This window comes from Flavobacterium cerinum, assembly GCF_004028155.1.
Lineage (GTDB): Bacteria > Bacteroidota > Bacteroidia > Flavobacteriales > Flavobacteriaceae > Flavobacterium > Flavobacterium cerinum.
In genome coordinates this window covers 1-22,169 of record NZ_SBII01000001.1, presented here as the reverse complement: position 1 = coordinate 22,169, position 22,169 = coordinate 1, and the positions used below count along the sequence as shown (strand labels likewise).

Below are 22,169 nucleotides of genomic sequence, written 5' to 3'. Positions count from 1 at the left end.
GGAAGACCGCCATAAAATGAGCTGTACTTTTGTACAGCTTTTTTTTTATCCCTTCAGCAAAGCTTCAAACTCACGGGTTTCGATTTGCTTTCTCGAAAACACAAAAAGCTTATCATCATTGAATAGCAGGGCAACAAATCGCACCCTTCGTGAATCATCATTCTTTATTACCGCGTTCAAGCCCCTTATAATGTCGTTATTGTTATATTTTCCATTAATATGCAGCATAACATTTCCTGACTGTTTTGAGGCTCGCTTAACCTCTTCTTTTATCCTGTTGAAAAGGTTACTATAATTTGTAAGCAGTTTAAACTCCCATTCTACACCGTTAATAAGTGCATCAGGGTTTTTGCCCGGAACAACCGGCAACAGCTCCACAGCCTTACCGAGTTTTTCAAGCAAGCCACCAGTTACAAGGTTATTGCTGAGCTCGCTTTTATTATGCAGTTTATGGCTTACCAGGTACCCGCCATTCTTATCATCGAATGAATGCTTAACATACTCATCAGAATAGCCTGAATACTGCCCTTTTCGCCATTCAATTTGTCCTGACGGTGTGTAAATCAATAATCCCTTTCTTTGTTCATCAGGGTTTGCTATTTTGGTTAATTGCTGTAAAGTAGCCTTACTGTTTTTAGTATAGGTAACAACAGCCTCATAGGTTGAGCCTTTGTAATACTTTATATACTTTTTGGTGAAAGTCCCGCTGTCATCAATCCAGTATATTTCATCTGCCGAATGCAACACATCAGCAATCACCTTTTTGCCGTCATCGTCAAACGAATCGAACAACTCACGGCTCAACCAGTTAGGCATACCCTCAGCATCTTCAATACGAGCTAAACCTGATCTATCCCTGAAGGCATCAAAATCAAAATGCTCAGTTGGCAATATTCCCTTTGATGATATACTGCCAAAAGGTTTAAGCCCAAAAGCTGAGAAGTCAAATAAACTCACATCTAAAGGCTGTACACCCGCATTCCTGAGATAACCCTGTGTTGCTGTGAAAACCTCTTTTGCATCGCCCCAATTGACATCAAAGCCTGCCTTTTGCATTTTCGCCCATCCATCAGGGTCAAGGGCAACAGCATCATTAAAACTTTCAACGTTACCGTCATAACCTTCGAGCACGTCCTCAGCATCAGAACGGCATTTGAAATGAAGCGGGGGAAGGAATCTCCAAGCATCGCTATCACTTTTGCGGAATACTTTATTATGAATGCTGTTGCAGATTTCCGTTGTGCGTTCGTCCCTCGTAGCCTTGAATTTCCAGTAAGGAGCAATATCTGCATCCTGCATCATTTCAATTTGCCGTGCACCCATTTGTGATACCGCATGCGCATGGTCCCATTCAGTTCTAAGCCATAACTCTTTATAGTTTGGGAATAACTTTTTTGCACGTTCCCTGAATTCTGAAAAGTCTTTAGCAGATTTGATGATCTCGTTCAGGTCTAATATTTCCTTTAAGGTTTTGTCAACCCCAAAGCGGTGTATGTTCGCCTGGAACAATTCCATTGTAAGGTGATCAGGGCTTTGAAAATCAAAATCAATATTGCCAAACCCGCCCCTGACGGCATCAAGCAATTCGGGATGTGTTGCCCTGAATTCTTTATAATTAAAGTTGATGCTGTCAGGATTATTCCAAAGCTCTTTTAAAAAGCGTTCCTCATCGCCTGACAATGCAGCAAGCAGGTTAAAATCAATCAGCCTGTAGGTAAGATCACACGCCCCACACCCGCAACCTTTATGATGGGCATGGGGCAGCTTAAAACCCGCTTTAGGCTTTTTGTCATCCTTTTTATCATCAATGTCGTCAGGGTCATCTTTGTCGGGGTCATCATCATTTGGCGGTACCGGTTGTGCTGTCGTGTATTCGCCTACAATTTCCACGTCAAGCTCAGTCTCAATCTGCTCTTTTTTCACTTTATACCCCAAATCCTTAACCCCTTTAAAGATGTCGAGGCGTTCTTTAGGTGTGGCCTGCTCGTTGTAGTTCCATTGGAATTCATCCCCCTTTTCAAAAGGATATCCCAAATTAATCAGCCACGGCAACAGGTCATCATTAACCATGAACTGTACGCGCATTTCATCATCCAGTTCAATAAGTGATTGTGTACTGTCAATCAATGCCTCAGCTTTCGCCCTGCTGCCTGTATCTTTAGATGTTTCTGAGTTACCATCGAAAAGGATGGCAAGCTCTTCGTTACACGCTTTTCTCTTTTCATTAAAGACATTAAAGGCATCACGGGAATTGCTTTCTTTTATATCGATCTCAACGCCTTCAGGGAAACGACCCCACGCAGCTGAACCCAAATCTTTAAGCCATTTGTCAACCTCCTGCTGTACCCTTTTATCAGTCGATGCTACTTTTGCCGTCCTGATAGGAATGCCGAACATTTCCTCGAACTCATCCCAGTTCTGCCATGAGTGTTTTTTAAATATGTAAAGAGGCGCTGCTTTGTTTAAGATGCCAATAAAGTTGTCATAGTTTATCCAAAACATCCATTTATCATAAGGAGCTTCCCTGAACTTAACCCCTGACTGGTCAAAGACTTCTTTTAATATTTCCTCTGTCTCAGGTACCACATGATCACGAAATACCAAACTTAATTTTTTGATATAGCCATCCTCATCAAGCTCTTGCGGGTAAAGAAGGGAATAACCGTAATACATACTTTCAACTGAAACTTTAATAAGTTTGTTGAACCATTCTTTTTTCAAAAGCTTAGTTTTATCGGGGTCGATTTCTCCTTTACTGTTTACGATCACAAAGCCTTTATTGGAAATCCTGAGCTTTCGCGTTTCACTTATACCAAAAATGAAAGCATCATCCATGATGTCATCATACAATTGAATAAGCAAATGCCTACGGGGCATATCTTTATTGAAAGCAGCAAATTTTGCAAGTTTCCACTCCTTTATTTCTTTCTTAAATAGGGACCTTTGATTTTTAATAGCATTAACCATTTGGGTGACTGCTGCATCAATTTCTTTCTGCTCAGTTGTCTTACCAAATAAGCCCGATAATCTGTTTTTAATGTTCATTTAAATATGCTTTAAATAGTGTTTAAAATCGTTCTGACACTTTAGGATTACATCCCAAAGCAATATTGCCTGTATTATCTTCCCCCGGCACAATTACTTTTACAGGAAGTACAGGGCTTATTTTTCCCGCTGCTACATCTTTGAGCCAACTGATTGCCTGCTTGTATCTGTTTTCTCTTACTTCAGGGACATCATTTGGCTGTATGTTAGCGTGCAAATGGTAAAGCGCCATATCTACCAGGTACATCACAATAAGAGCGCTCCTTTGCTCAGGCTCTTGACCCGTATTAAATATGGCCTGTGTATCATACCGTGAAACTAAATAGGTTTCCATTTCTGATTGAGCTGCGAGCTCTGCATCCTCCAGTACGTCCTCACTTTCATAAGAAATCAAATTCTTAATCCATTGACGTATTACTTTTTTATAATCGTTATCGTTTAAAAATCTCATATTAGTAAGCATTATTTTCGTTACGTTCCCTTTTCCCAATATTGGCACTGCCCTCCATATCTTCAGCAGGCATGCTCAAATGCTGATCTAAATAAAACCATCCGCCCTCATCACTATCGGGGGCATCATCAGGTGTATTATAGCCCGGTTCTATCCCTCTTACCTGCATGTTGCCTTCTACCATATCAGGGTCGTTTTCCTCATCAATGTTGTAGTAAACATTACCCGCAGCATATTCAGGGGTCATTTTTACGATACGGCTGAATTTGTTAGGTTTGTTCCTGTCATCCTCAATTACATTAAGAGGGTAATTGCCGTTTTTCCTTTTAATCCTTGCCAATGCCAATTTTATCGGTCTTGTGAAAAATTGCTTTTCTACATACCAAATAACTGCCACACCTGCCGGTAGTTTCTTTTCAAAATTTATCATCCATTGGAAAACATCTTCAAGCTCTGACCGTCTTGTATAGCGTTTAATGCAATAGCGTTTTTCATTAAGCAGTCCCCAAACAGAAACCGCCTTAAAATCCGATGTTACACTATTCTCAAATGAAGGGTCAAAATACCCGATAATCACCTGCATCCTCCTGAGCTTTGGCAGGGTTACAAATTTGAAATACCGGTTAAGGAAGAGCTTTCCTTCAATCTCGGTTTCGTGGAAAAACTCCTGTTTAGCGAGAACTGGCCCCGCCTTGTTTATTTTCCTTACGATTTCCTCTAATGAATAGCGCTGCCACCATGCCACTTTAGCACTGATGATGTTACCCATTGCATCATACTTTATATCAGTAAGGGCTTTTACCTTGCTGTGGAAAATGCCCGGGCGTTTTTTTGCACCTGGTTTAGTATCGCCAACTATATGCGCTAAAATTGATTGAGAGTGAATCCTGTTGCCACCCATGCACAACCGCGCACCTTTAATGGATAAGGCAAAATAGAAAGCACCCAAAATCCTCTTTACGATCTTGCCAACCCTCTTTTGATTGTGTACGATCTCATCATCATCTATATCATCAATTACCCCATAGTTAGGTCGCTTTTCGCCCTTCCTTGCACCCCTCGGCGTTTGGTCCCTACCAATTGCTAAAAACCTGATACCGTCCTTTGTTGTAAAATCCCCATCAGTCCAGGAACCAAAATTGTACTGCACACCAAAATCATGTGCAAACAGCTCATTGAATTGGAGCTGAGCCTGAACATCAGATAAGAGGTTGCAGGCATCATTCTCATTTTTACCCATCAGTATCATTCCCGTTAACTCACCGTGTGCAATCAGCCACATAGGTATGATAATGGTTATGTGTACAGATTTTGCATGCTCACGGGGCCATTCAGCTATGCCGAAAAAGTTGGGGTCTTTCAGGCATTCATTTGCAAACTCAATCTGCCAATCAGCACAATCGGCATCGGCATACGTTGGATAATATTCTTTTACAAAATAATTGTAGTCCTTTAGCGCTCTTTTTTTCCGTGCCTCCTGAACATCTGCCGGTTCAAACAGGTTGACAGCAGTTGAGTTTTGCACCGTTTGGCAAAACACTAACCACTCGTTATAATCTCTTTTTGTAATTATTGGTGCTGCCATTATTCCCCATTAAGCTTATGGTCCACATACTTTCTTTGCAAAATATTTATCTGCTTTGCTACTTCGGGGTTTTCTCCAAAGGCAAAAGTCGTAAAGTCCTTAAACACATTTATAATTTGGCTGATCGTAACCTTTTTATTTGAAAGCTTTTCGATAGTATTGGCAAGCTTTACAAGTTTATCAGCATCGACGGTCTTTGCCATCGAAAGCTCATAGGCTTTCTCATAAAGGTTTGTAATGATGTTTTTGGCGGTAACCGTCTGAGCCTGCTTTCTAAGCTCCCAATCCCCTGAATTTTTCCATACTCCAAAAGTCTTTTCAGTGACACCTATAATTGATGATATCTCTTTGCCCGTTTTATCGGTTTCCATAAAAAGCTCATAGGCAAGAGCCTTCTTATCATCATTGTTCATTGATTGTTTTTTTGCCATTGCTATACTTCTTTAGTAAGGCAAAGGTTCGCTTTCCATCAAAAAATTTAAAAAAGGGTGTTGAGTGCCTAAAGATTTTGATATAGTCCCTAAATCGTTCGCTTTAGGGACTAAACAGCCAATTTTCTTTTGTTGCCATGTTGCCGAAAATTTGCCATTCAAAACAAGGCAAAATGTCACAGATTAACGAACGATTTTATTATGAAGTAAACGATCAGGCTAATGAAGCCGAAATACTTATCTATGGTTATATAGGACCGTGGGAAGCTGTAGACTATAAAGGTTTTCAAAATGATTTCAGGCAGTTGCTTTCTCGCAATAAAGACCTGACTGTACGCATACATAGTGGAGGCGGTTCTGTATATGAGGGACTGGCAATTTATGACCTTATGCGCTCATCTGAGGTAAATATAAGGGTCATTGTTGAAGGTATGGCAGCGAGTATGGCATCGATCATTGCTTTAGGTGGTGACACCATCGAAATGACTGAAAATGCATTCTTTATGATGCATGCCCCCTCAGGCGGGTATTGGGGCAGTAAGTCAGGCTTTCAATCCTATATACAGCAACTGGAACAATGCGAAACCCGTTTAGGGGAAATCTACAAGGAACGCACAAAAGCAGATGAGGAAACTATTGTTAATTGGTTTTCCCCTGATAAAGATACGTGGCTTGATTCATCTCAATGCCTTGCCCTATCGATTTGTGACGAGATCATAAAACCCACCAAAAAGCGAAAGTTTGAATCTGAAGAGGATTTAAGCAATAAATCTGTTGAAGAGATTTTCGCATGCTACGAAGGCGGTATGCCACCACTTAATGAAAGTTTAATAACTATTTATATGAAAAACAGGATTATCACAATGCTCGCAGCAGCAGGTATCACACACTCGCTTACGGCGAGCAGTGATGATGATGCTTTCGCCGGAGAACTTCAAAAGGTTCTGGATAAAGCAGGCAAGGCAGACGGCTTACAAAATAAGCTAACTGAATTTACAAAAGTCAATGCAGAAAATCTTATTGCCGCTGCATTAAAAGATGGCAAGATCACTCCTGCCGAAAAAGAAGAGTGGACAAAAGATGCCACCGACAATTATGAGCTTACTGCCAAAGCTTTAAACCGTATGGCAGGGAAACCGGGCGACATCAACAACAGTCTTAACAGGAAACCAAACAATGCGCTTGGTAATGAGGGACACGATTCGCTTAAAGGGCGTTCTGAGTGGGATTTTGACAAATGGCAGACTGAAGACCCTAAAGGTCTTAACAAGCTTGAAGCTGAAGCCCCGGACGAGTTTCAAAAATTGTTTAACGCAAAATTCACTAAATAATGAGTTTAGAAACCGGAACATGGTTACAACAGTATGTTGAGCCGCAACTTTTAGAAGAGTTCAGGAACTATAAGGATGACTTTATAGGAACCTTCACATCACCATCGGCAGCTGCTCTTGACAAAGATGGTATCAAGTTTAACAAGCTGATCAATGAGGTAGGTTTCCATGTCAACAAAACCACTGCATTTACACCAAAAACAATCCCAATGCAAAGAGGGCTTGTAGAGTGGGATAAAATGGACACTGACCTTACTGTTGTAACTGATGCTGAATTGAGGGCAATGGCTTTCGATAAAGAAAACGAGCTGAGAAGGCTGCACAGGGAATCATTCCAAATAGGCGTTAGAAATTATGCAATGCAAAAAGTTGCAGCGCTTGGAAACGATACAGGTACACCGGTACTGAGAACCACAGGAGCTGATGACGGTACAGGCCGTAAGAAATTACTATACAGTGACCTTTTGAGCTTCTACATGAAGGTTATCGGCCTTAACCTTACAAATGAGCAGGCAATGTACCTGGTACTTTGTGCTGAGCACCAACAGGATTTATTGCAGGATAAAGCGGGTACCAACAATAACCGTGATATTGTAATTGACCCTGCTACAGGACAAATCAAAAGATTCTACAAACTTAAAATCTTTGAAAACAACCATAACGTGAAATACAACGAGACGAATGAGCTTGTTGCCGATGGTGCTGTTGCCGATGCTGATGACAGGAATGCCTCACTATTCTACTATGCACCAAACATTGTGCATCACATTGAAGCTGTTACCACGCTTTACAAGCCGATGCAACAGGACACACGTAACCCTGACCCTCAATCTGAATTCCGTCTACATGCTTATGGTCTTACCGACAAAAAGCAGGAGTATGGAGTTGGTGCGATAGTATCAGGTATTGTTTAATCCATAGCATAAGAAAATGGCAAAAAAAACCAATGCAGAAAAAAAGGCGGCTAATGTATTAGCCGCCCATCCTGAAGCGAATGAGGTATATATTACCTCCGACAATCAGGCATTCTTTGAAAAGGCGAAAGCCTATCAACACAATAAGCGTAAAGGGATAACTGAAGAGCCTGAGGTCTTTTTTCGTGAGGGGTATACTTATACGGATGAAGAGGATGATAGCGATGGCACGCACGCTGAAAACCAAAGCCTGAAAGAAGCTTTACAAGAAGCTTCCGATGCTCTTGAAGATGCTAAAAAAGAGCAGGAAAACCTTGTTGAAGAGCTTGCCACATCGGGTAATCGCCTCAGAGATGCCAACAACCTTTTGCTTCAAATCGAGAGCCTTACTGATCTTACTGGATCGTTACCAAGTGCTGAAGTATTTACTGACAATCCCACGGCTTTAAAGGTCTTTCAGATGCGTAAGTATTTTGAAGCAATTCAACAGGAATGCGAAGACCTGAAAGCTAATCCGCTTAAACAGATAGGGGAAATTTTCAACACTGAGGTAAAAGCTGCTGAAGAAGTAAAGCCCGAAGCAAAAGCCACTAAAGGCAAATAAGTAAAATTTTAAAATAGTATATACAATGAGAGCCATACTGTCAAGACAGAAATCGGACGACCAACAAACATTAGGCAAGCTCGAAGTTTTCGATGCGAATGACCAAAAAGTATTTGAGTGTAAAACTCTTGAACTTGACTGGCAAAACAACGCAAGGCGTGAAAGCTGCATCCCAACGGGGACATATAAGGTAACATCAAGACGTTCGGTAAAGTATGGCTCTCATTTTTTAATTAACGATGTTCCTAAAAGGGACACCATCCTTATTCATCAGGGAAACTACCACAAAGACATTTTAGGATGCATCCTGGTAGGAGAAAAACATACAGATATTAATAGAGATGGCTACTTAGATGTAACAGCAAGTAAAGCCACCCTAAAAAAACTTACAACAATAGCCCCTAAAGGCTTTTCACTAACAATACTATGAAACTAAAATATTTTTTTTATCTGATCTGTATGCTGTTTGGCTGCACGGTGCTCTCATGTAAGAGCACCGTACCAGCCATTAACGAAACGGTAAAGACAACCACAGTTATTGAAACAATACGCGATACTGTTTTCAAAACGGAAAAAGACAGCAGTTTTTATGAGGCATACCTGGAATGTGTTAACGGCAAGGTAGTAGTCAAAAAAGAAACTGTCACACCATCAAAGAACGGCCACCTGCAAACGCCTAAAGTCCAAATAAAGGATAATAAGCTATCCTCGGATTGTGAGGTTTACGCTCAGGAGCTGATCGCAAAACTCAAAACAAAGGAAACCACCAACACATTGAAGGAAAAGGTGCCGGTATATTACAAAGAACCGCTTACCGCATGGGAGACTGTACAAATATGGTTTGGGCGCATCTTCTTACTGGTGATTGTCGCTGCAATTGTTTGGCTTCTCTTCAAATTCAAAATCATTTAAGTTATGAAAAGACCCAATTTAACAGTTGAGAAACTGAATGGTGCATTAGGTAGAAGAGCTGCCACTAATGACATGATCACGGCAGCAGTAATGAACGCCGTTGCTTCTGATGACCTGGTACTTAATAAAGTCTATGACTTTTTAAACATTGGGGATGTCGAGGCTTTAGGGCTTAATGCTGAATATGACCAAACTAATAAAGTACTGGTTTATTCGCGCCTTAAAAGGCTTTTCGACAGGAACCCATCCATTACGGTTCATTGCATGTTTGTTGCACAAAATGTCACTATGACCCAAATGTGCGATAAAGCCAATAACTACCTGGCACTAATCCTAAGATCAAAAAAAGGCACTGTAGTACAAGCCTTTGTTTGCCGTAACCCTGATGAGGAATATGAGCCAACAATTGAGACAGGCATTGATGCTGATAGTATCAACGCAATGTATAAGGCTCAGGAGCTTTGCAATTTTGAATTTGAGAAAGACAGGTATTGTGATTTCTTTATTGAAGGGCGCAGTTTTTCAGGTTTAGCGGCAACAGCTCTACACCTTCGTGAACCTGTTAATGAATGCCCGGACGTATCACTTATTCTTTTTGCTGATAATGATGTATCAAAATCTGATGCCCTTTATGCAGGTTATGCAGCAGTTGAGGATTTTGTGGGTTTGCTTTCAATTGCTGAAGTATCACAAAATGCGGGTGAGCTTATCCCTCAGTTCAATCTTACTGATGCTGCCAATGGTTATTTTCTAAATGCCGGGCTGTCATCAGGAAAACATATTGACGAGATCAGCGAGGAAAGCTTAGACCTTTTAAACGAAAAGGGCTATATACTTTGCGGTTACACATCAGGCATACCTGGTATATATATCACAGATACAAATACCTGCTCAGACATTGAGAGTGATTATGCCTATGTTGAAAACAACAGGACCATAAAAAAGGCTATTAAGTTAGCGCGTACGGCATTATTGCCACGCATTAAAGCCCGTATTTATGTAGACCCCATCAATGGCAAAATAGCCCCTGAAGTAGCAAAAGATATTGAGATACTTGCTAAAACTGCAATTAAACCAATGGAAGCCTCAGGAGACATCAGCGGTGGTATAGCTGCCTATGTAGACCCTGAGCAGAATGTGCTTGCAACTTCAAAGCTTTTTGTTTCCCTGACTTTTGTACCTGTTGCCATTGGTAGGTATATCACTCTTAAAATCGGATTTAATAACCCTTTAAACAGTTAATACCATGGGAATGTTTCCAATAGCCATTAATGGCAAATACCATAACCACACTAATGTACGAATCATACTTTTTGGCCGTCAGCTGATGACAGTTAAAGCGATCAACTATAAAAGAGCTGATGCTGTAAACGGTGTAAAAGTAGTGGGTACATCAAAAACCATAGGACACACACAGGGCGATGAAAATTGCACCGGCTCCATAACTCTTTTGATGGGTGAAGTTAATGCAATTCAAATGTCATTGCCACCGGGCAAGACACTTATGGATATACCGGCCTTTCCTATTCCTGTATCATTTGTAGATGAAAACGGCCTGTTGATAGCTCATGAGCTTATTCAGGTAAAATTTATGGAGAATGGTATGGGAGCTGATTCAGGCTCTAATGATGCCCTTCAGGTAGAGATACCCCTATTTATTACCGACATAAACTTTAATGCGTAATGGATACCAGGAACGAACTAAAAGACCAGTGCAGGAAATTGGGCATACAATTTTTGCCCAATGAGACTGCCGCTAAACTACAGGATAAAATCAAAAAACATATTATGAAAACAGCAACAAAAAACGGAGACATTACACAGGAGCAAATCGAAGCTTGGAAAAAAGAATATGGTAAAGTTCATACCATTAAGGTAACAGTTGACAAAGGAACTAAGGAAGATGGCAGCGATGCAGACATTGCACTTGGTTACCTCAGAAAGCCTAAACGCGACCATAAAGCCGTTGCCTTATCATTATACTCTCAGCACAAAATACTTGAATCAGGAGAGTTTTTGAGGGACAACTGTTGGCTCGGAGGTGATGAGCGCCTTAAAACTGTAGAGGATATTGCCGATACAGCTGCAATACAGGCATCAAATATTGTCAAATTCCTTGAAGCAGAACTGGGGGAGGCATAAGCCTGCCCCCAATTGAAAGGGAGGCGGGCAAAGATGCAATACGTAAAATAAACTCACTGCTTTCTTTTCATTTTAAAATTGCTTTCCCTGAAGACCTGCCCGATGCAGTGTATTGGGAAAAGTGGGAGCAATTACAGTTTGCTCTTTTTTTTGAAGATAAACGCGCAAACAGCAAAGGAAATGTCAACATATAATATCAACATGCAGGAGCTTTTCAGGACTGCATTCCACTTTAACCTTTATGCAGCCACTGACGCAGTTGGGGATAAACTCCTTAACGATTACGGTACCATTGAGGTCATCCCGACAAACAGCCCTTTAGTAGCGATGTCAAAACAGGGTATGCCTGTTTGGGATTATGTTCGATTGCTTCCAAAAAAGATTGCAGGTACTGGAGAAAACTTTGAGGGCTTTGACTTCCCTGTTGAAACTGTTGTTGAAGCGGTATTACCTAAAAAAGTAGCCGAAACCGAGATTTTCGGGCGTGATGGAACAGTTGAGGAACTGATGGGGCTTGGAGACTGGCAAATAAATATCAAAGGCTTTATCATCAATTACGATTCAACCGATTACCCTGAAGACCAGGTAAGGGCTTTAAAAAGGGTTTGTGAACTGAAAGATGTGGAGCTCGCTGTTGAGGGAACGTATTTGAACATGCTTGATATTAATTATATCAGCATCCGAAACCTTAACCTTCCCCCATCTGTAGGATATGGTAATATGGCAACTTTTGAAATTGAATGCAGGAGTAAAATTCCATTCATAATAAATAGGACTGATGGTGTTTTGTTGTAAAGTAACGATTGGCGAAATGGTGTTTACATCAGCTGCTGAAATAGAGATCATATCAACATGGAAAAAGTTTACTGATACAGCCACTATCAAAATACCTAAAGCTCTTTATTTTAATGATGGCGGTGTTATTAAACCCGTAAGCAATATAAAAGACCTGATCAAAACTGGTGACAAAGTTAAAATTGAGTTAGGCTATAACACCATTTTAGATACCCGTTTCGAGGGTTATGTTGCACGAAGCCCCCGCCCGACAATTCCTTATGAAATTGAATGCGAGGATGAAATGTGGCTGCTTAAAAAAAAGGAAGTTTCTGTAAGTATTGAGGATGCAACTGTTAAGCAGATTTTGGAGAAAGCTGCACCAGGTTATGAAGTCGAATGTGCGGATGAGTATTATGGCGATTTCAGTATGGTCAGCACAACGCCCTTAAAGGTCTTTGATAAATTGAGGCAGAAAGCAGGCTTACATACTTTTTTTAGAGGTAAGAGGCTTGTATGCGGTTTAATGCATAGCGACTCCAAACTACCTGAGACAACCCCTAATTTCCTTTTCGGCCATAACATTGTTGATTCATCATTACAGTACCGAGATCAGGAGGATTGCAAAGTTAAAATTTATGGTAGCAGCGTACAGGACGATGGCTCAGTTATCAGGGTAGATGCAGGAGAAGATGGCGGTGATATCGAACGTATTAATTACGCTCCACGCCTTACCAAAAAGGAACTTGAAAAGATTGTAAAACGAAGGCTTGAAAATTATAAAACCCGTGGCGGGTACAGTGGTGACCTGACAACTTTTGGATGGCCTATTGTACAGCACGGTCAAAAGATGCGCATTGTAGACAGGGGCATTTACGAAAAGCGTGACAGCTCCAATTACATTGACGAGATTAGGATAAATGTAACGCCTTCAGGCGGGTTCAAACAAACACTTGTAGCGGGAAAAAATGCGTGAGTTAATTGAAAAAATCATCAAGGCAAACCTGAGCATAGTCATTGACCGGGCAAAGGTGCTGAGCGTTACCGAAACGCATTGTAAAGCTGAAAGTTTAACTAATGGTTCAATATACTTTAAATGCGCTTTAAACGCCATTCAAAAGAATCAGGATGACGAGCTGAAAGCAACACCAGTTGTAAACAGTGAAATTGTTGTAGGTGTATTGCCCGATGGTAGTGCCTTTGTAATAAGTATGTCAAGAGTTGAGAAACTGCATTACAGGCAGGGAAAAACAGAAATGACTATTGACGGCAATGGGTTTAAGATTACCCGCGATAATGAGAACCTTTTTGACGGCATAAAAGATTTAGCTGCTGAAGTAAAAAAAATTGTTGTGATCTATGGCAATGGTCCTGATGTAGCAGCTATTGATTTAGTGATGGAACGCATTAATAAAATATTAATCTGATGGCAGATTCAAGAGCTACAACTGAACAAAAGATTTTAACCCTCATTAACGGGCAATCAGACGACCCTAATGTGGACCCTGCAACAGCAAGGCAGGAATTCGCAAAGGATATGGCTAAAATAGTACATGATGCCATAGTTGGACGTCAAACGGTAGTAACAGGCACATCAGCCTCAGGCGGTCCCGTAACAGGTACGGGCATAATACAGGAAGCATGAAAGGAAGAGGTATTTTATTATCAAACAGCAATGGCTTACAGGCAAATGGTAAAAGCCTGACCATTGGCGACACGACTAATCAGGAGATACATTTTTTGTCAGTAATAAGTAAGGGCGAGCTGAAGATGCAGCCTCTTATTGGTGCTCAGGCAAAAAAACTGATCAAGGCACGTGCAACAGTTGTAAGACTTAAAAGGGATATTAACGAAGAGCTAATAAAGGATGGTTTTAAAGCCATAACAATAAAAATCAATTCACCCAATATTGAAGTGGATGCAACACGATAGAAATGGCAAACGAGGCACTTATGGCTCTTATAGGGAGCGCAGGCATTATAATTTCAAGTATCACAGGCTTCAAAATAGGAAAGCGCAAAAGTACAGCTGAGGCATTAGACATTGAAGCTAATGCAAAAAGTAAGGAAATTGATAATGAGGTTAAGCTTGCCAATTACTATAAAAGCTTACTCGATGACCTGGGCGACAGATATGAGAAAAAATTTAAGGATGTAGTTTCCCTTTATGAAGCTAAAGAGCGCATAATGCAGGATGAAATTAACCTGCTTAAAAGCAAAAATAAAATGCTTACACAGGAAAATACAGCACTAAGAAAACGCATAAAAGAACTGGAATCATGACCACGATAATAGTAGAACCGAACCAATCACTATATGATATAGCTATTGAACGATTAGGTTCGGTACTGGCTTTATTCGATTTGGCTTATGCAAATAACCTATCGCCTACAGCCGTGCTAAAATCAGGTCAGGAACTGATTATACCTGAGAGCCTTTATAAAAGGCAGGATGTTATAAATACAATAGAAGGCACACAACAAAAAATTGCAACAGCACTAACAAAAAAAGACCTGAGCACTGTCATTCCGGTAAGAGGAATCGGTGTAATGGTTATTGAAGAATCTTTTATAGTAGGTTAAATGGCAAGGACAATACAGACAATAAAATCGGATATCACAACGCCTTTTATGGCTAATGATGTGTTGGCGGGTATTTATGGTTATCAGCCCAGCTCTTCGTTTGAAGCGAACTTTTCAACCGTATCATTGGAAAATATCCTATTTGACATTTTCGCATTGGCTGTTTTCCTGTTTGAGCAAATGCACGATCAGCACAAATTTGAAGTAACCAATATGCTTGCCAATCAAAAGGCAGGCACTTTGCCTTGGTACCGAACTATGGCCTTGCGTTTCCTTTGGGGTTTTGACCTGGTAACTGATAGTGATATTTTCATTACTGCCGGTGCAACTCCTGAGCAAATAGAAGCAGCAAGAATTGTAAAATATTCGGCAGTGAACGAAGCAACGGAAAGCAGCCGTATTATTATAAAGATCGCAGGAGAAACAAATGGTATTTTATCGCCAATAACCGAGCCACAAAAAGAATCTTTTGAAGCATATCTGAACGAAGTACGTTTTGCCGGTGACAAAATTACGGTAATAAACTTCCTGCCCGATAAGCTGTTTTTAGCCCTTCAGATAAAACGTGACCCGCTTGTATTAAATGCTAATGGTATGAGTATTCTAAACGGGAATTATCCTGTTAATGAAGCGTTGCAGGAATTTATGAAGGAACTGCCTTTTAATGGTGAGCTCATCCTGCTACACCTTATAGACAAACTGCAATTAGTACCGGGTGTTATTATCCCAACTTTATTAATGGCTGAAAGCTCATGGATTAATCCTTCTGATGGTGGTTATGGCGACCCACAACCCATTACAATATCGAAAATCCCTGAGAGTGGCTATTTTGAAATTGATAACTATAACGGTATAAGCTATGTGGTTTAATCTTGATTTTAGGCTGCATGCCGTAAATATGCTTTTAGTTGATATGAGAAATGCCGAAAATTCTGCATTTGCTCAGATCGTTCTAAGACCAATTGAAAACCTACATAGGGGATGGAAAGCATTTAGGCAACAGAATATATATAAGCTAGAGCATACAGGGCAAGTCTGTTTATTGCGAAAATCTTTAAATGACACTTTTGACCCTGTTGAAAGACGAATTTATATAGGCGATGGTAACATATTCGATAAGTACTATATCTATACAGGTAGTGAAGCAAACAGAAAGCACACATCGACCAAAGCAGAAAATAATTACCCTTTCCTGAGAACCAAAGCTGAGACAGCTAATACAGGCAATGACTTTATAGTTTTTGCACCTCAGGAAATAATAGATCAATCAATTCACGGGCTTACTGCTCATATACAATATTATAAAAAAGGCAGTAAGCGATATACAATAATGGCAATTATCTAAGACAATGAATAAATCAAACTTTAATCAGACTGGAGGCTTACCGCTAACTACCGAAAGGCTTGACGAAATGCAAACAGCTTGGAATGTTCTTAATTCCCTCGGTAACATAATTGGTACAAGGGCTATCATTTCGGGCTGTAATCTTTTGTTTGGTAACAATGTTACTGACGGTTTTGTATTTATCAATGGCGAAGTCATGCCATTCAAAGGCGGGTTGTCAATGACCACGGTTATTATAGTTGAAGAAACAATTACCGATGAGTTTGAGAATGGCGAAGTAAAGGCAGTTCATAAGATTAGGTATGCCACTTTTGGTACCGGCTCACCTTCTTATTTATGGTCTTCCTTTAAACGTGGTAAAGCTACAAATACAATACAGGAAGAGCTTGACCAAAAGGCAACCCTTGCAGCTCTTAATACTGCTTTATTTAGGATTGCAGACCTTGAAAAGAAAACGGCTGTTTTTCAATCAGGGGGCAGTATGGTTTTTTGGCGTAAGCCTGCTTCACAAATACCTACGGGTTGGGCTGAAGTTGTAGACTGGCGTGGTCGTCTCCCTATAGGTTGGAACCCTGATGATTCAGCTTTTGATCAGCTTGGAGAAACTGGCGGTCAGAAAACACGAAATATTACAGCTGCCAATTTACCAGCAAATATACCTACTGATGCGATAAAGCTTAATGCCAGTCATTCAAGCTTTGGTATAAAGACTGGAACAGATACCTGGGTTAATCCTGCCACAGTAAATAATGGTGGTAGTGGTCAAGCCCTTGATATAATGAACCCTTATAGAGTAGTAATGTTTATTGAATTTATAGGATAGTATGGCAACAAGAGCAGAAATAAACCAATGGTTTGAGACAGCAGATGTGCCTACACAAGCACAGTTTTGGGCAACATTTGCGAGCCTGGTGCATGTAGATGATCTCAGACCTATTTCATCAATTCAAGATCTCGCTCAAATATTGGCCGCCAAAGCGGAAAAACAACAATTTGACCAACATCTTACCGATGAAAATGCACATTCAGAATTGTTTGAAAAGGTCTATAATCCGTTTAAGCATATCACTTATACGCCTGCTGAAGATGCAGCAGAAATTACATTACCTGAGTTGGTCGATGCTGAGCTTGATGCAGTAATGTATCGTGGTCAGGTTGTCGATGCGGATGAGATTACCCTTGATATTGCAACCGGCGCACTATCGAATTGGGATTTTAAAGCCGGTGTTAAATACATAATTTTTTACACCAAAATATGAAAAAAGGATTTTTATTTATTGCATTAGCCCTGACATTAACCAGTGGCTTTGCCCAAAATGGTAGAACCATTAGGAAGGGAGACGAAGAGGTAAACGACGAATACAGGGGCGGTATTTCCGCAAAAACTGTAATGTTGGTACCTGAAGACAGTTTGGCGCACGTGTTGCCCGGCATACCCGTTGAGAGACGTATCAGGTTTAACCCTGCCTTACAACGTTATGAGGGTGGCATTGGTACAACCTGGCATCCATTTGGAGGCGAAAGCAAGCTATTTGGCGTTACCGACAGCCTTGCGACTGGTGATAGACTTATCAATATGGCCAGCCACGATTTTAAAATAACAAATGCCAATCAAATCGAATTTGGCAAAGATGGTAATACCAATGCGATACCTACATCAGAATTTACATTCGTAGGTAATGCCGGAACAATACTACCCGATTGGGAGGGTTACATTATGCTTTATGCACCAGGATATACTAAATATCAGGATATGGAAGATTTGGACGTGGATGTTATCCAAGACGGGGAAACTAATAGACTACATTTTAACCTCATAGAGGGTGACCCTGATGAAAATGATGTAGTAGATTATTTTTATATCTATACTGGTGACCCCTTAGACCCTACAGGTATGACTATTGATGCCATTTTTGGTGAAGTTCCGGAAGAAACGCCTAATATTAAATTACACTTACGTGATTTGGATTATAACAGCGACTATAGGGGTGTATATGTAGATGGTGACGGTAATCTTATAAAGACACAACAACCGAGCATAAGTGCTGAATGGGGCTCTATAAATGGTGATATAAACGACCAATCTGATTTGACAGATTATATTAACTCTCAGGTAACTGGATTACATAGATATGATAGTTCTTTTAGGCTTAAAAGTGAAAACCCTGACGAGCATTTACCGCTTGGTATTTATGCAATGGATTTAACAATATCGGAGGGCGGGCAAATTGGCGCATCAGGTAATTACTCCTTTGCAGCTAACGGTGGAAGTGCCACGGGTGCGAATAGTATAGCGATTGGAGCTGGTACAGTTGCCTCAGGCGCGCAAAGTATGTCAATAGGTATGTTTAACACTGCTTCAGGAGTTAATTCTACTATTATAGGACAGGCAAACACAGCGACAAGCTACGGTCAGGCTTATGGCTATGGAAATACAGTAGGCAATGGTATCGGTATCGGCTCGACTAATAATATAGCAGGGGGTTCGGGTTCTGTGGCTGTTGGTTATACTAACAATAGCTCATTTGACGGGGCTTTGCTATTTGGCTCAAATTTAGAAGCTTCAAGTTTCCAAGAAACCGTAATTGGGCGATTCTCTGAGGATAGAACACCAGGTAGTACTGTATGGAGCCCATCAGACCCAGCTTTTAGGGTTGGTATAGGTCAATCTTCTGCTAAAGCTGATGGTTTTGTAATATATAAAAATGGAGTTGCCACCTTGCCTCAATCGACTATAAGCGGTATAGATGGCGGAAGCGGTAAAACCTTAACAACAAAAGAGTGGGTAAATAGTGCTATTGCAGCAAGTGGAGGTTCTGACACCGCACAGGACGTATTCGGAAGAGGGCCTAATGTGGTATTAAGCGAAGGCAGTAATTCCGTTAGCTTACAGATGGACGGAAGTGATGGAATGTTTTTACAAAAAGTAACGACTTCCGGCAGTTATAAGGGTATAGAAATAAGTAATTCGGCTGTTACCGTATACGATAGTGATGGTATAGGTATTCGTTTTAGGGATGATTATTCAGAGGCTCAAATAATTGACAATTATTCCGTAGCATCAACATTAGCAGTAAAAAAACTAATTGCTACATCAGACACCCGACCTTATAAGGTGTACACAGCATTTTTGCAACAAACCGGCACGAGTGCGCCCGTTGCAACTGTCTTAGAAAACACTTTGGGAGTTACAATAACGTGGAGCAGATCAAGCACTGGCATTTACGGAGGTTCTGCTTCTGCTCCTGTCTTTACAAATAATAAGACTACAATAAACAATCCAATGTCGCCAAATGGTGCAGCCCGTATATATTGGGAAATTGATGGCACAAGTGCTATACATATAGGCACTGAGCAATCAAACGTAAGCACTGATGGCTTACTATTCAGTACAGATGGTGAACCTAATCCGGGCAACTGTTGGATTGAAATAAGAGTATATAACTAATAAATAAACACATGGGAAAATTCAGAAATTGGATATTAGCAGCTGTGCTGGTAATATTGGGAACGCTTGATTTAACAACAGACCTAATACCGGTCTTACTAAAGCAGATTAACGCACCCGAATGGGTAGGAACTGCGTTAAGGGTCGTGGCACTGTTTTGTACAGTCGTTAAAATGAAGCTCACGCCCCCAAGCCTTAAAGAAGCCAGGAGCGAACCGCAAATTTAGAATATCAATGGAGGTGTGATAAAAAGAGCCCTCCGACATTAAAAAACTTTCTCACGGTATTTTTAATAGCACAAAGCCACAGTCGGAGGACAAAAGTCTTCTTGATTGTGGCTTTGTTATGTGTATTAATACCGTGAGAGCTGCAAAGGTAATCATCAACAATCATCAATCAAAGTCGAATGGAATTTAATTATAAGTGGTATCTCAAAGATGCCATATTTACAAAAAACAAAGGCAAAGTCTTTAGCTGCTTTGCCTGTGGGGGTGGCTCAACCATGGGTTATAAGTTAGCCGGGTTCGATGTCATTGGAATTAACGAGATCGATAAACGTATGGCCAACATCTACATTAAGAACCATAACCCTAAATATGCTTTTATTGAAGGCATCCAAACCTTTAAAGACCGCACTGACCTACCCGCTGAGCTTTACGAGCTTGACATACTTGACGGTTCGCCACCATGCAGCAGCTTTTCAATGGCAGGTAACAGGGAAAAGGATTGGGGTAAACAAAAGAAATTTGCTGAAGGGCAGGCAGATCAGGTACTCGATACTTTATTTTTCGACTTCATTGACCTTGCTGAAAAACTACAGCCCAAAATTGTAGTGGCTGAGAATGTAACAGGAATGATGAAAGGTAATGCCCGTGATTATGTACGGAAAGTACTGGTAGCTTTCGATAAAGCCGGTTACCTGGTACATGAGTATGTACTGGATAGTTCACAGATGGAAGTACCCCAAAGAAGGGAACGAGTTTTCTTTATAGCAGTTCGCAAAGATTTAGAAAGGCTCCTGCCATCTGAGCAGGGGCTGCTTTTTAGCGATTTCCCGCGCTTAAACATGAAATTCGGGCGTTTACCTATTCCATTCGATGAAATACGCTCTGAGGGCTTAAATGATGCCCCATGGACTGCTCACGATCAAAACATTTGGGATAAGAGGCTTTTGGGAGATAGAACTTACTCATGCACATTGCAGCGCATTGAGAATAGGGAAAGTAATTTCAATAGTTCATACGTTTACCCTGACAGGCCAATAAGCACGCTTACAAGTAGTGCAGGCAGTAAGATGACGTTATTTGACGAACCACGGCAAATGAACTCAACTGAGCTGATACTGGCACAATCATTCCCATTGGATTATGATTTCCTGAGTGATAAATATGCTAAAATAAAGTATGTATTGGGAATGAGTGTGCCGCCTTTGATGATGGCACACCTCGCAACCAGGTTGCATAAAGAATGGGGTGCAATTTTTTAAGATTTAGCTTCTCAATTACCATATAAAAGTACAAAAAGTCAATGACTTATGCAAATAAAACACCAATAAAATTACCCGTTTTTGGTGTTTTTTTATTGATATTTAAAGCCTGTTTAAATGATGTTTAAATGCTTTGTATATTTGCCACATGGAACATTCAATTATGGGTATTATAACGGACAATTATGGCGGTTTCTTTTATGAATCTGCTGAGAAGGCACGACAATATTTTATAAGCCACGGTGTTGATTTGAGCGATGTTAAATGTGCTATGCCATCATATATACATAGAAACCTCGAATTTATTTTAGCATCGCCTGATTTAAACCCCGCAACCCCTAACATTCTAAAGGATATTAATGGAATAAAGGTTATAGAAGGCTATGAGTATAAGTTAATATTCTACTTTCCTGACTGGTTCTATAGACCTGAGATAAAGCCTTTGGAGTTTGATATACCTGAAAAATTCAAGATTTCCACTAAACATTAAACAAATTATGTGTGTGCAAAAAAGGTACAAATTGAATTACAAAAGCGCACATTTTGATTTCGCGATTATACTTTATAACCATTACCGATACAGGCAATGGTATAGATCCTGCAATTGAAGATAAAATATTCCTGCCTTTCTTCACAACCCGTAAAGAAGGAGCTGGCATTGGCCTTACCCTATCTAAGAACATAATAGAAGCTCATGGTGGCTATCTTAACCATCAATCAGAGAATAACACAACACGCTTTACAATCTGTTTAGTAGAATAAATAATCTCTATCTATAATAAGTCATTAAGGCTAATCCTACCAGCCATTCTACAAAAGCCCATTACTTTATGAAACCCGCAAACCTAGAACTATTCCTCTATAATGGACTAGTGAGAGGTTTGAGGGTTACCTGTGATGTTTTTTTTCTTTAAAGGTTTTGCCTAAACACCAAATCCCCGGTATCATAAGCTGATCACCGGGGATTTTGGATATTGTATTGGATTTGTTATAAAACAAAAAACCCTATCATTTCTGATAGGGTTTTCAAAAGAAAGGCGATGACATACTCTCCCACAAATTGCAGTACCATCTGCGCAGGCGGGCTTAACTACTCTGTTCGGGATGGGAAGAGGTGAGC

General features: G+C 40.4%; 27 protein-coding genes and 1 rRNA gene. 23 read left to right on the top strand and 5 right to left on the bottom strand.

Annotation, left to right across the window (positions count from 1 at the left end; translation table 11 throughout):
- Window positions 1–45 precede the first annotated feature (45 nt).
- The 4 genes from EPI11_RS00140 to EPI11_RS00125 are packed head-to-tail and all read right to left on the bottom strand — an operon-like array spanning window position 46 to window position 5,512.
- On the bottom strand, window positions 46–3,045 hold the full coding sequence (locus tag EPI11_RS00140) for a phage portal protein family protein (protein ID WP_128387929.1): 3,000 nt from the start codon (window positions 3,043–3,045) through the stop codon (window positions 46–48).
- Between the two features lie 22 nt (window positions 3,046–3,067).
- A complete protein-coding gene (locus EPI11_RS00135) occupies window positions 3,068–3,496 on the bottom strand; it encodes a DUF1320 domain-containing protein (RefSeq protein WP_164879085.1) in 429 nt (142 codons plus the stop codon).
- Window position 3,497: 1 nt separating this feature from the next.
- Window positions 3,498–5,081 carry a hypothetical protein gene (locus EPI11_RS00130; RefSeq protein WP_128387927.1) on the bottom strand — a complete coding sequence of 528 codons (1,584 nt, stop codon included), beginning with the start codon at window positions 5,079–5,081 and terminating at the stop codon, window positions 3,498–3,500.
- Window positions 5,081–5,512 carry a hypothetical protein gene (locus EPI11_RS00125; protein WP_128387926.1) on the bottom strand — a complete coding sequence of 144 codons (432 nt, stop codon included), beginning with the start codon at window positions 5,510–5,512 and terminating at the stop codon, window positions 5,081–5,083. The genes EPI11_RS00130 and EPI11_RS00125 overlap by 1 nt, the downstream gene beginning before the upstream one ends.
- A 173-nt stretch (window positions 5,513–5,685) precedes the next feature.
- On the opposite strand from EPI11_RS00125, the gene EPI11_RS00120 reads away from it, so the two are divergent.
- The 23 genes from EPI11_RS00120 to EPI11_RS00010 all read left to right on the top strand — a co-directional run bounded on the left by EPI11_RS00120 (window position 5,686) and on the right by EPI11_RS00010 (window position 21,811).
- On the top strand, window positions 5,686–6,843 hold the full coding sequence (locus EPI11_RS00120; protein WP_164879084.1) for a head maturation protease, ClpP-related: 1,158 nt from the start codon (window positions 5,686–5,688) through the stop codon (window positions 6,841–6,843).
- A complete protein-coding gene (locus EPI11_RS00115) occupies window positions 6,843–7,757 on the top strand; it encodes a hypothetical protein (protein WP_128387924.1) in 915 nt (304 codons plus the stop codon). The genes EPI11_RS00120 and EPI11_RS00115 overlap by 1 nt, the downstream gene beginning before the upstream one ends.
- A gap of 16 nt (window positions 7,758–7,773) precedes the next feature.
- A complete protein-coding gene (locus tag EPI11_RS00110) occupies window positions 7,774–8,361 on the top strand; it encodes a hypothetical protein (protein ID WP_128387923.1) in 588 nt (195 codons plus the stop codon).
- Between the two features lie 25 nt (window positions 8,362–8,386).
- Window positions 8,387–8,791: a DUF5675 family protein gene (locus tag EPI11_RS00105; protein ID WP_128387922.1), complete on the top strand. Its 405-nt coding sequence runs from the start codon at window positions 8,387–8,389 to the stop codon at window positions 8,789–8,791.
- Entirely contained in the window at window positions 8,788–9,273 is a 486-nt protein-coding gene (locus EPI11_RS00100) for a hypothetical protein (RefSeq protein WP_128387921.1), read from the top strand. The genes EPI11_RS00105 and EPI11_RS00100 overlap by 4 nt, the downstream gene beginning before the upstream one ends.
- A gap of 3 nt (window positions 9,274–9,276) precedes the next feature.
- On the top strand, window positions 9,277–10,515 hold the full coding sequence (locus EPI11_RS00095; protein ID WP_128387920.1) for a DUF2586 family protein: 1,239 nt from the start codon (window positions 9,277–9,279) through the stop codon (window positions 10,513–10,515).
- Window positions 10,516–10,519: 4 nt separating this feature from the next.
- Entirely contained in the window at window positions 10,520–10,957 is a 438-nt protein-coding gene (locus EPI11_RS00090; RefSeq protein ID WP_128387919.1) for a hypothetical protein, read from the top strand.
- Entirely contained in the window at window positions 10,957–11,415 is a 459-nt protein-coding gene (locus tag EPI11_RS00085; RefSeq protein ID WP_128387918.1) for a hypothetical protein, read from the top strand. Before EPI11_RS00090 ends, EPI11_RS00085 begins: the two co-directional genes overlap by 1 nt.
- A 180-nt stretch (window positions 11,416–11,595) precedes the next feature.
- Window positions 11,596–12,210, top strand: a complete 615-nt coding sequence (locus tag EPI11_RS00080; RefSeq protein ID WP_128387917.1) for a DUF6046 domain-containing protein — start codon at window positions 11,596–11,598, stop codon at window positions 12,208–12,210.
- On the top strand, window positions 12,194–13,165 hold the full coding sequence (locus tag EPI11_RS00075) for a hypothetical protein (protein ID WP_128387916.1): 972 nt from the start codon (window positions 12,194–12,196) through the stop codon (window positions 13,163–13,165). The genes EPI11_RS00080 and EPI11_RS00075 overlap by 17 nt, the downstream gene beginning before the upstream one ends.
- A complete protein-coding gene (locus tag EPI11_RS00070) occupies window positions 13,158–13,616 on the top strand; it encodes a hypothetical protein (protein ID WP_128387915.1) in 459 nt (152 codons plus the stop codon). Before EPI11_RS00075 ends, EPI11_RS00070 begins: the two co-directional genes overlap by 8 nt.
- The gene (locus tag EPI11_RS00065; protein WP_128387914.1) at window positions 13,616–13,834 is read left to right on the top strand and encodes a hypothetical protein; all 219 of its coding nucleotides are present in this window, start codon (window positions 13,616–13,618) and stop codon (window positions 13,832–13,834) included. The genes EPI11_RS00070 and EPI11_RS00065 overlap by 1 nt, the downstream gene beginning before the upstream one ends.
- Window positions 13,831–14,121: a hypothetical protein gene (locus EPI11_RS00060; protein ID WP_128387913.1), complete on the top strand. Its 291-nt coding sequence runs from the start codon at window positions 13,831–13,833 to the stop codon at window positions 14,119–14,121. Before EPI11_RS00065 ends, EPI11_RS00060 begins: the two co-directional genes overlap by 4 nt.
- Before the next feature lie 2 nt (window positions 14,122–14,123).
- A complete protein-coding gene (locus EPI11_RS00055) occupies window positions 14,124–14,471 on the top strand; it encodes a hypothetical protein (RefSeq protein WP_128387912.1) in 348 nt (115 codons plus the stop codon).
- Complete coding sequence (locus EPI11_RS00050; protein ID WP_128387911.1) at window positions 14,468–14,770, top strand: LysM peptidoglycan-binding domain-containing protein; 303 nt, start codon at window positions 14,468–14,470, stop codon at window positions 14,768–14,770. Before EPI11_RS00055 ends, EPI11_RS00050 begins: the two co-directional genes overlap by 4 nt.
- The gene (locus EPI11_RS00045; protein WP_128387910.1) at window positions 14,771–15,640 is read left to right on the top strand and encodes a nucleotidyltransferase; all 870 of its coding nucleotides are present in this window, start codon (window positions 14,771–14,773) and stop codon (window positions 15,638–15,640) included. It begins immediately after the preceding gene.
- Window positions 15,630–16,115 carry a hypothetical protein gene (locus EPI11_RS00040; protein ID WP_128387909.1) on the top strand — a complete coding sequence of 162 codons (486 nt, stop codon included), beginning with the start codon at window positions 15,630–15,632 and terminating at the stop codon, window positions 16,113–16,115. Before EPI11_RS00045 ends, EPI11_RS00040 begins: the two co-directional genes overlap by 11 nt.
- Before the next feature lie 4 nt (window positions 16,116–16,119).
- On the top strand, window positions 16,120–16,938 hold the full coding sequence (locus tag EPI11_RS00035; RefSeq protein WP_128387908.1) for a hypothetical protein: 819 nt from the start codon (window positions 16,120–16,122) through the stop codon (window positions 16,936–16,938).
- A gap of 1 nt (window position 16,939) precedes the next feature.
- The gene (locus tag EPI11_RS00030; protein ID WP_128387907.1) at window positions 16,940–17,374 is read left to right on the top strand and encodes a hypothetical protein; all 435 of its coding nucleotides are present in this window, start codon (window positions 16,940–16,942) and stop codon (window positions 17,372–17,374) included.
- A complete protein-coding gene (locus EPI11_RS00025) occupies window positions 17,371–19,563 on the top strand; it encodes a hypothetical protein (RefSeq protein ID WP_128387906.1) in 2,193 nt (730 codons plus the stop codon). Before EPI11_RS00030 ends, EPI11_RS00025 begins: the two co-directional genes overlap by 4 nt.
- Before the next feature lie 406 nt (window positions 19,564–19,969).
- A complete protein-coding gene (locus EPI11_RS00020) occupies window positions 19,970–21,049 on the top strand; it encodes a DNA cytosine methyltransferase (protein ID WP_128387905.1) in 1,080 nt (359 codons plus the stop codon).
- Between the two features lie 148 nt (window positions 21,050–21,197).
- On the top strand, window positions 21,198–21,539 hold the full coding sequence (locus EPI11_RS00015) for a hypothetical protein (protein WP_128387904.1): 342 nt from the start codon (window positions 21,198–21,200) through the stop codon (window positions 21,537–21,539).
- A gap of 53 nt (window positions 21,540–21,592) precedes the next feature.
- Complete coding sequence (locus tag EPI11_RS00010; RefSeq protein ID WP_317125619.1) at window positions 21,593–21,811, top strand: ATP-binding protein; 219 nt, start codon at window positions 21,593–21,595, stop codon at window positions 21,809–21,811.
- Window positions 21,812–22,081: 270 nt separating this feature from the next.
- Here EPI11_RS00010 and rrf read toward each other — a convergent pair.
- Window positions 22,082–22,169, bottom strand: a 5S ribosomal RNA gene (gene rrf / locus EPI11_RS00005); the annotation flags it as partial.

What these genes read in the sequence shown, in the direction of transcription:
- EPI11_RS00110 (WP_128387923.1), top strand. Translation starts at nt 7,774, where the DNA reads ATGGCAAAAAAAACCAATGCAGAAAAAAAGGCGGCTAATGTATTAGCC.
- EPI11_RS00095 (WP_128387920.1), top strand. Translation starts at nt 9,277, where the DNA reads ATGAAAAGACCCAATTTAACAGTTGAGAAACTGAATGGTGCATTAGGT.
- EPI11_RS00100 (WP_128387921.1), top strand. Translation starts at nt 8,788, where the DNA reads ATGAAACTAAAATATTTTTTTTATCTGATCTGTATGCTGTTTGGCTGC.
- EPI11_RS00045 (WP_128387910.1), top strand. Translation starts at nt 14,771, where the DNA reads ATGGCAAGGACAATACAGACAATAAAATCGGATATCACAACGCCTTTT.
- EPI11_RS00060 (WP_128387913.1), top strand. Translation starts at nt 13,831, where the DNA reads ATGAAAGGAAGAGGTATTTTATTATCAAACAGCAATGGCTTACAGGCA.
- EPI11_RS00130 (WP_128387927.1), bottom strand. Translation starts at nt 5,081, where the DNA reads ATGGCAGCACCAATAATTACAAAAAGAGATTATAACGAGTGGTTAGTG.
- EPI11_RS00115 (WP_128387924.1), top strand. Translation starts at nt 6,843, where the DNA reads ATGAGTTTAGAAACCGGAACATGGTTACAACAGTATGTTGAGCCGCAA.
- EPI11_RS00065 (WP_128387914.1), top strand. Translation starts at nt 13,616, where the DNA reads ATGGCAGATTCAAGAGCTACAACTGAACAAAAGATTTTAACCCTCATT.
- EPI11_RS00070 (WP_128387915.1), top strand. Translation starts at nt 13,158, where the DNA reads ATGCGTGAGTTAATTGAAAAAATCATCAAGGCAAACCTGAGCATAGTC.
- EPI11_RS00025 (WP_128387906.1), top strand. Translation starts at nt 17,371, where the DNA reads ATGAAAAAAGGATTTTTATTTATTGCATTAGCCCTGACATTAACCAGT.
- EPI11_RS00055 (WP_128387912.1), top strand. Translation starts at nt 14,124, where the DNA reads ATGGCAAACGAGGCACTTATGGCTCTTATAGGGAGCGCAGGCATTATA.
- EPI11_RS00135 (WP_164879085.1), bottom strand. Translation starts at nt 3,496, where the DNA reads ATGAGATTTTTAAACGATAACGATTATAAAAAAGTAATACGTCAATGG.
- EPI11_RS00040 (WP_128387909.1), top strand. Translation starts at nt 15,630, where the DNA reads ATGTGGTTTAATCTTGATTTTAGGCTGCATGCCGTAAATATGCTTTTA.
- EPI11_RS00050 (WP_128387911.1), top strand. Translation starts at nt 14,468, where the DNA reads ATGACCACGATAATAGTAGAACCGAACCAATCACTATATGATATAGCT.
- EPI11_RS00085 (WP_128387918.1), top strand. Translation starts at nt 10,957, where the DNA reads ATGGATACCAGGAACGAACTAAAAGACCAGTGCAGGAAATTGGGCATA.
- EPI11_RS00120 (WP_164879084.1), top strand. Translation starts at nt 5,686, where the DNA reads ATGTCACAGATTAACGAACGATTTTATTATGAAGTAAACGATCAGGCT.
- EPI11_RS00035 (WP_128387908.1), top strand. Translation starts at nt 16,120, where the DNA reads ATGAATAAATCAAACTTTAATCAGACTGGAGGCTTACCGCTAACTACC.
- EPI11_RS00020 (WP_128387905.1), top strand. Translation starts at nt 19,970, where the DNA reads ATGGAATTTAATTATAAGTGGTATCTCAAAGATGCCATATTTACAAAA.
- EPI11_RS00080 (WP_128387917.1), top strand. Translation starts at nt 11,596, where the DNA reads ATGTCAACATATAATATCAACATGCAGGAGCTTTTCAGGACTGCATTC.
- EPI11_RS00140 (WP_128387929.1), bottom strand. Translation starts at nt 3,045, where the DNA reads ATGAACATTAAAAACAGATTATCGGGCTTATTTGGTAAGACAACTGAG.
- EPI11_RS00075 (WP_128387916.1), top strand. Translation starts at nt 12,194, where the DNA reads ATGGTGTTTTGTTGTAAAGTAACGATTGGCGAAATGGTGTTTACATCA.
- EPI11_RS00105 (WP_128387922.1), top strand. Translation starts at nt 8,387, where the DNA reads ATGAGAGCCATACTGTCAAGACAGAAATCGGACGACCAACAAACATTA.
- EPI11_RS00090 (WP_128387919.1), top strand. Translation starts at nt 10,520, where the DNA reads ATGGGAATGTTTCCAATAGCCATTAATGGCAAATACCATAACCACACT.
- EPI11_RS00030 (WP_128387907.1), top strand. Translation starts at nt 16,940, where the DNA reads ATGGCAACAAGAGCAGAAATAAACCAATGGTTTGAGACAGCAGATGTG.
- EPI11_RS00015 (WP_128387904.1), top strand. Translation starts at nt 21,198, where the DNA reads ATGGAACATTCAATTATGGGTATTATAACGGACAATTATGGCGGTTTC.
- EPI11_RS00125 (WP_128387926.1), bottom strand. Translation starts at nt 5,512, where the DNA reads ATGGCAAAAAAACAATCAATGAACAATGATGATAAGAAGGCTCTTGCC.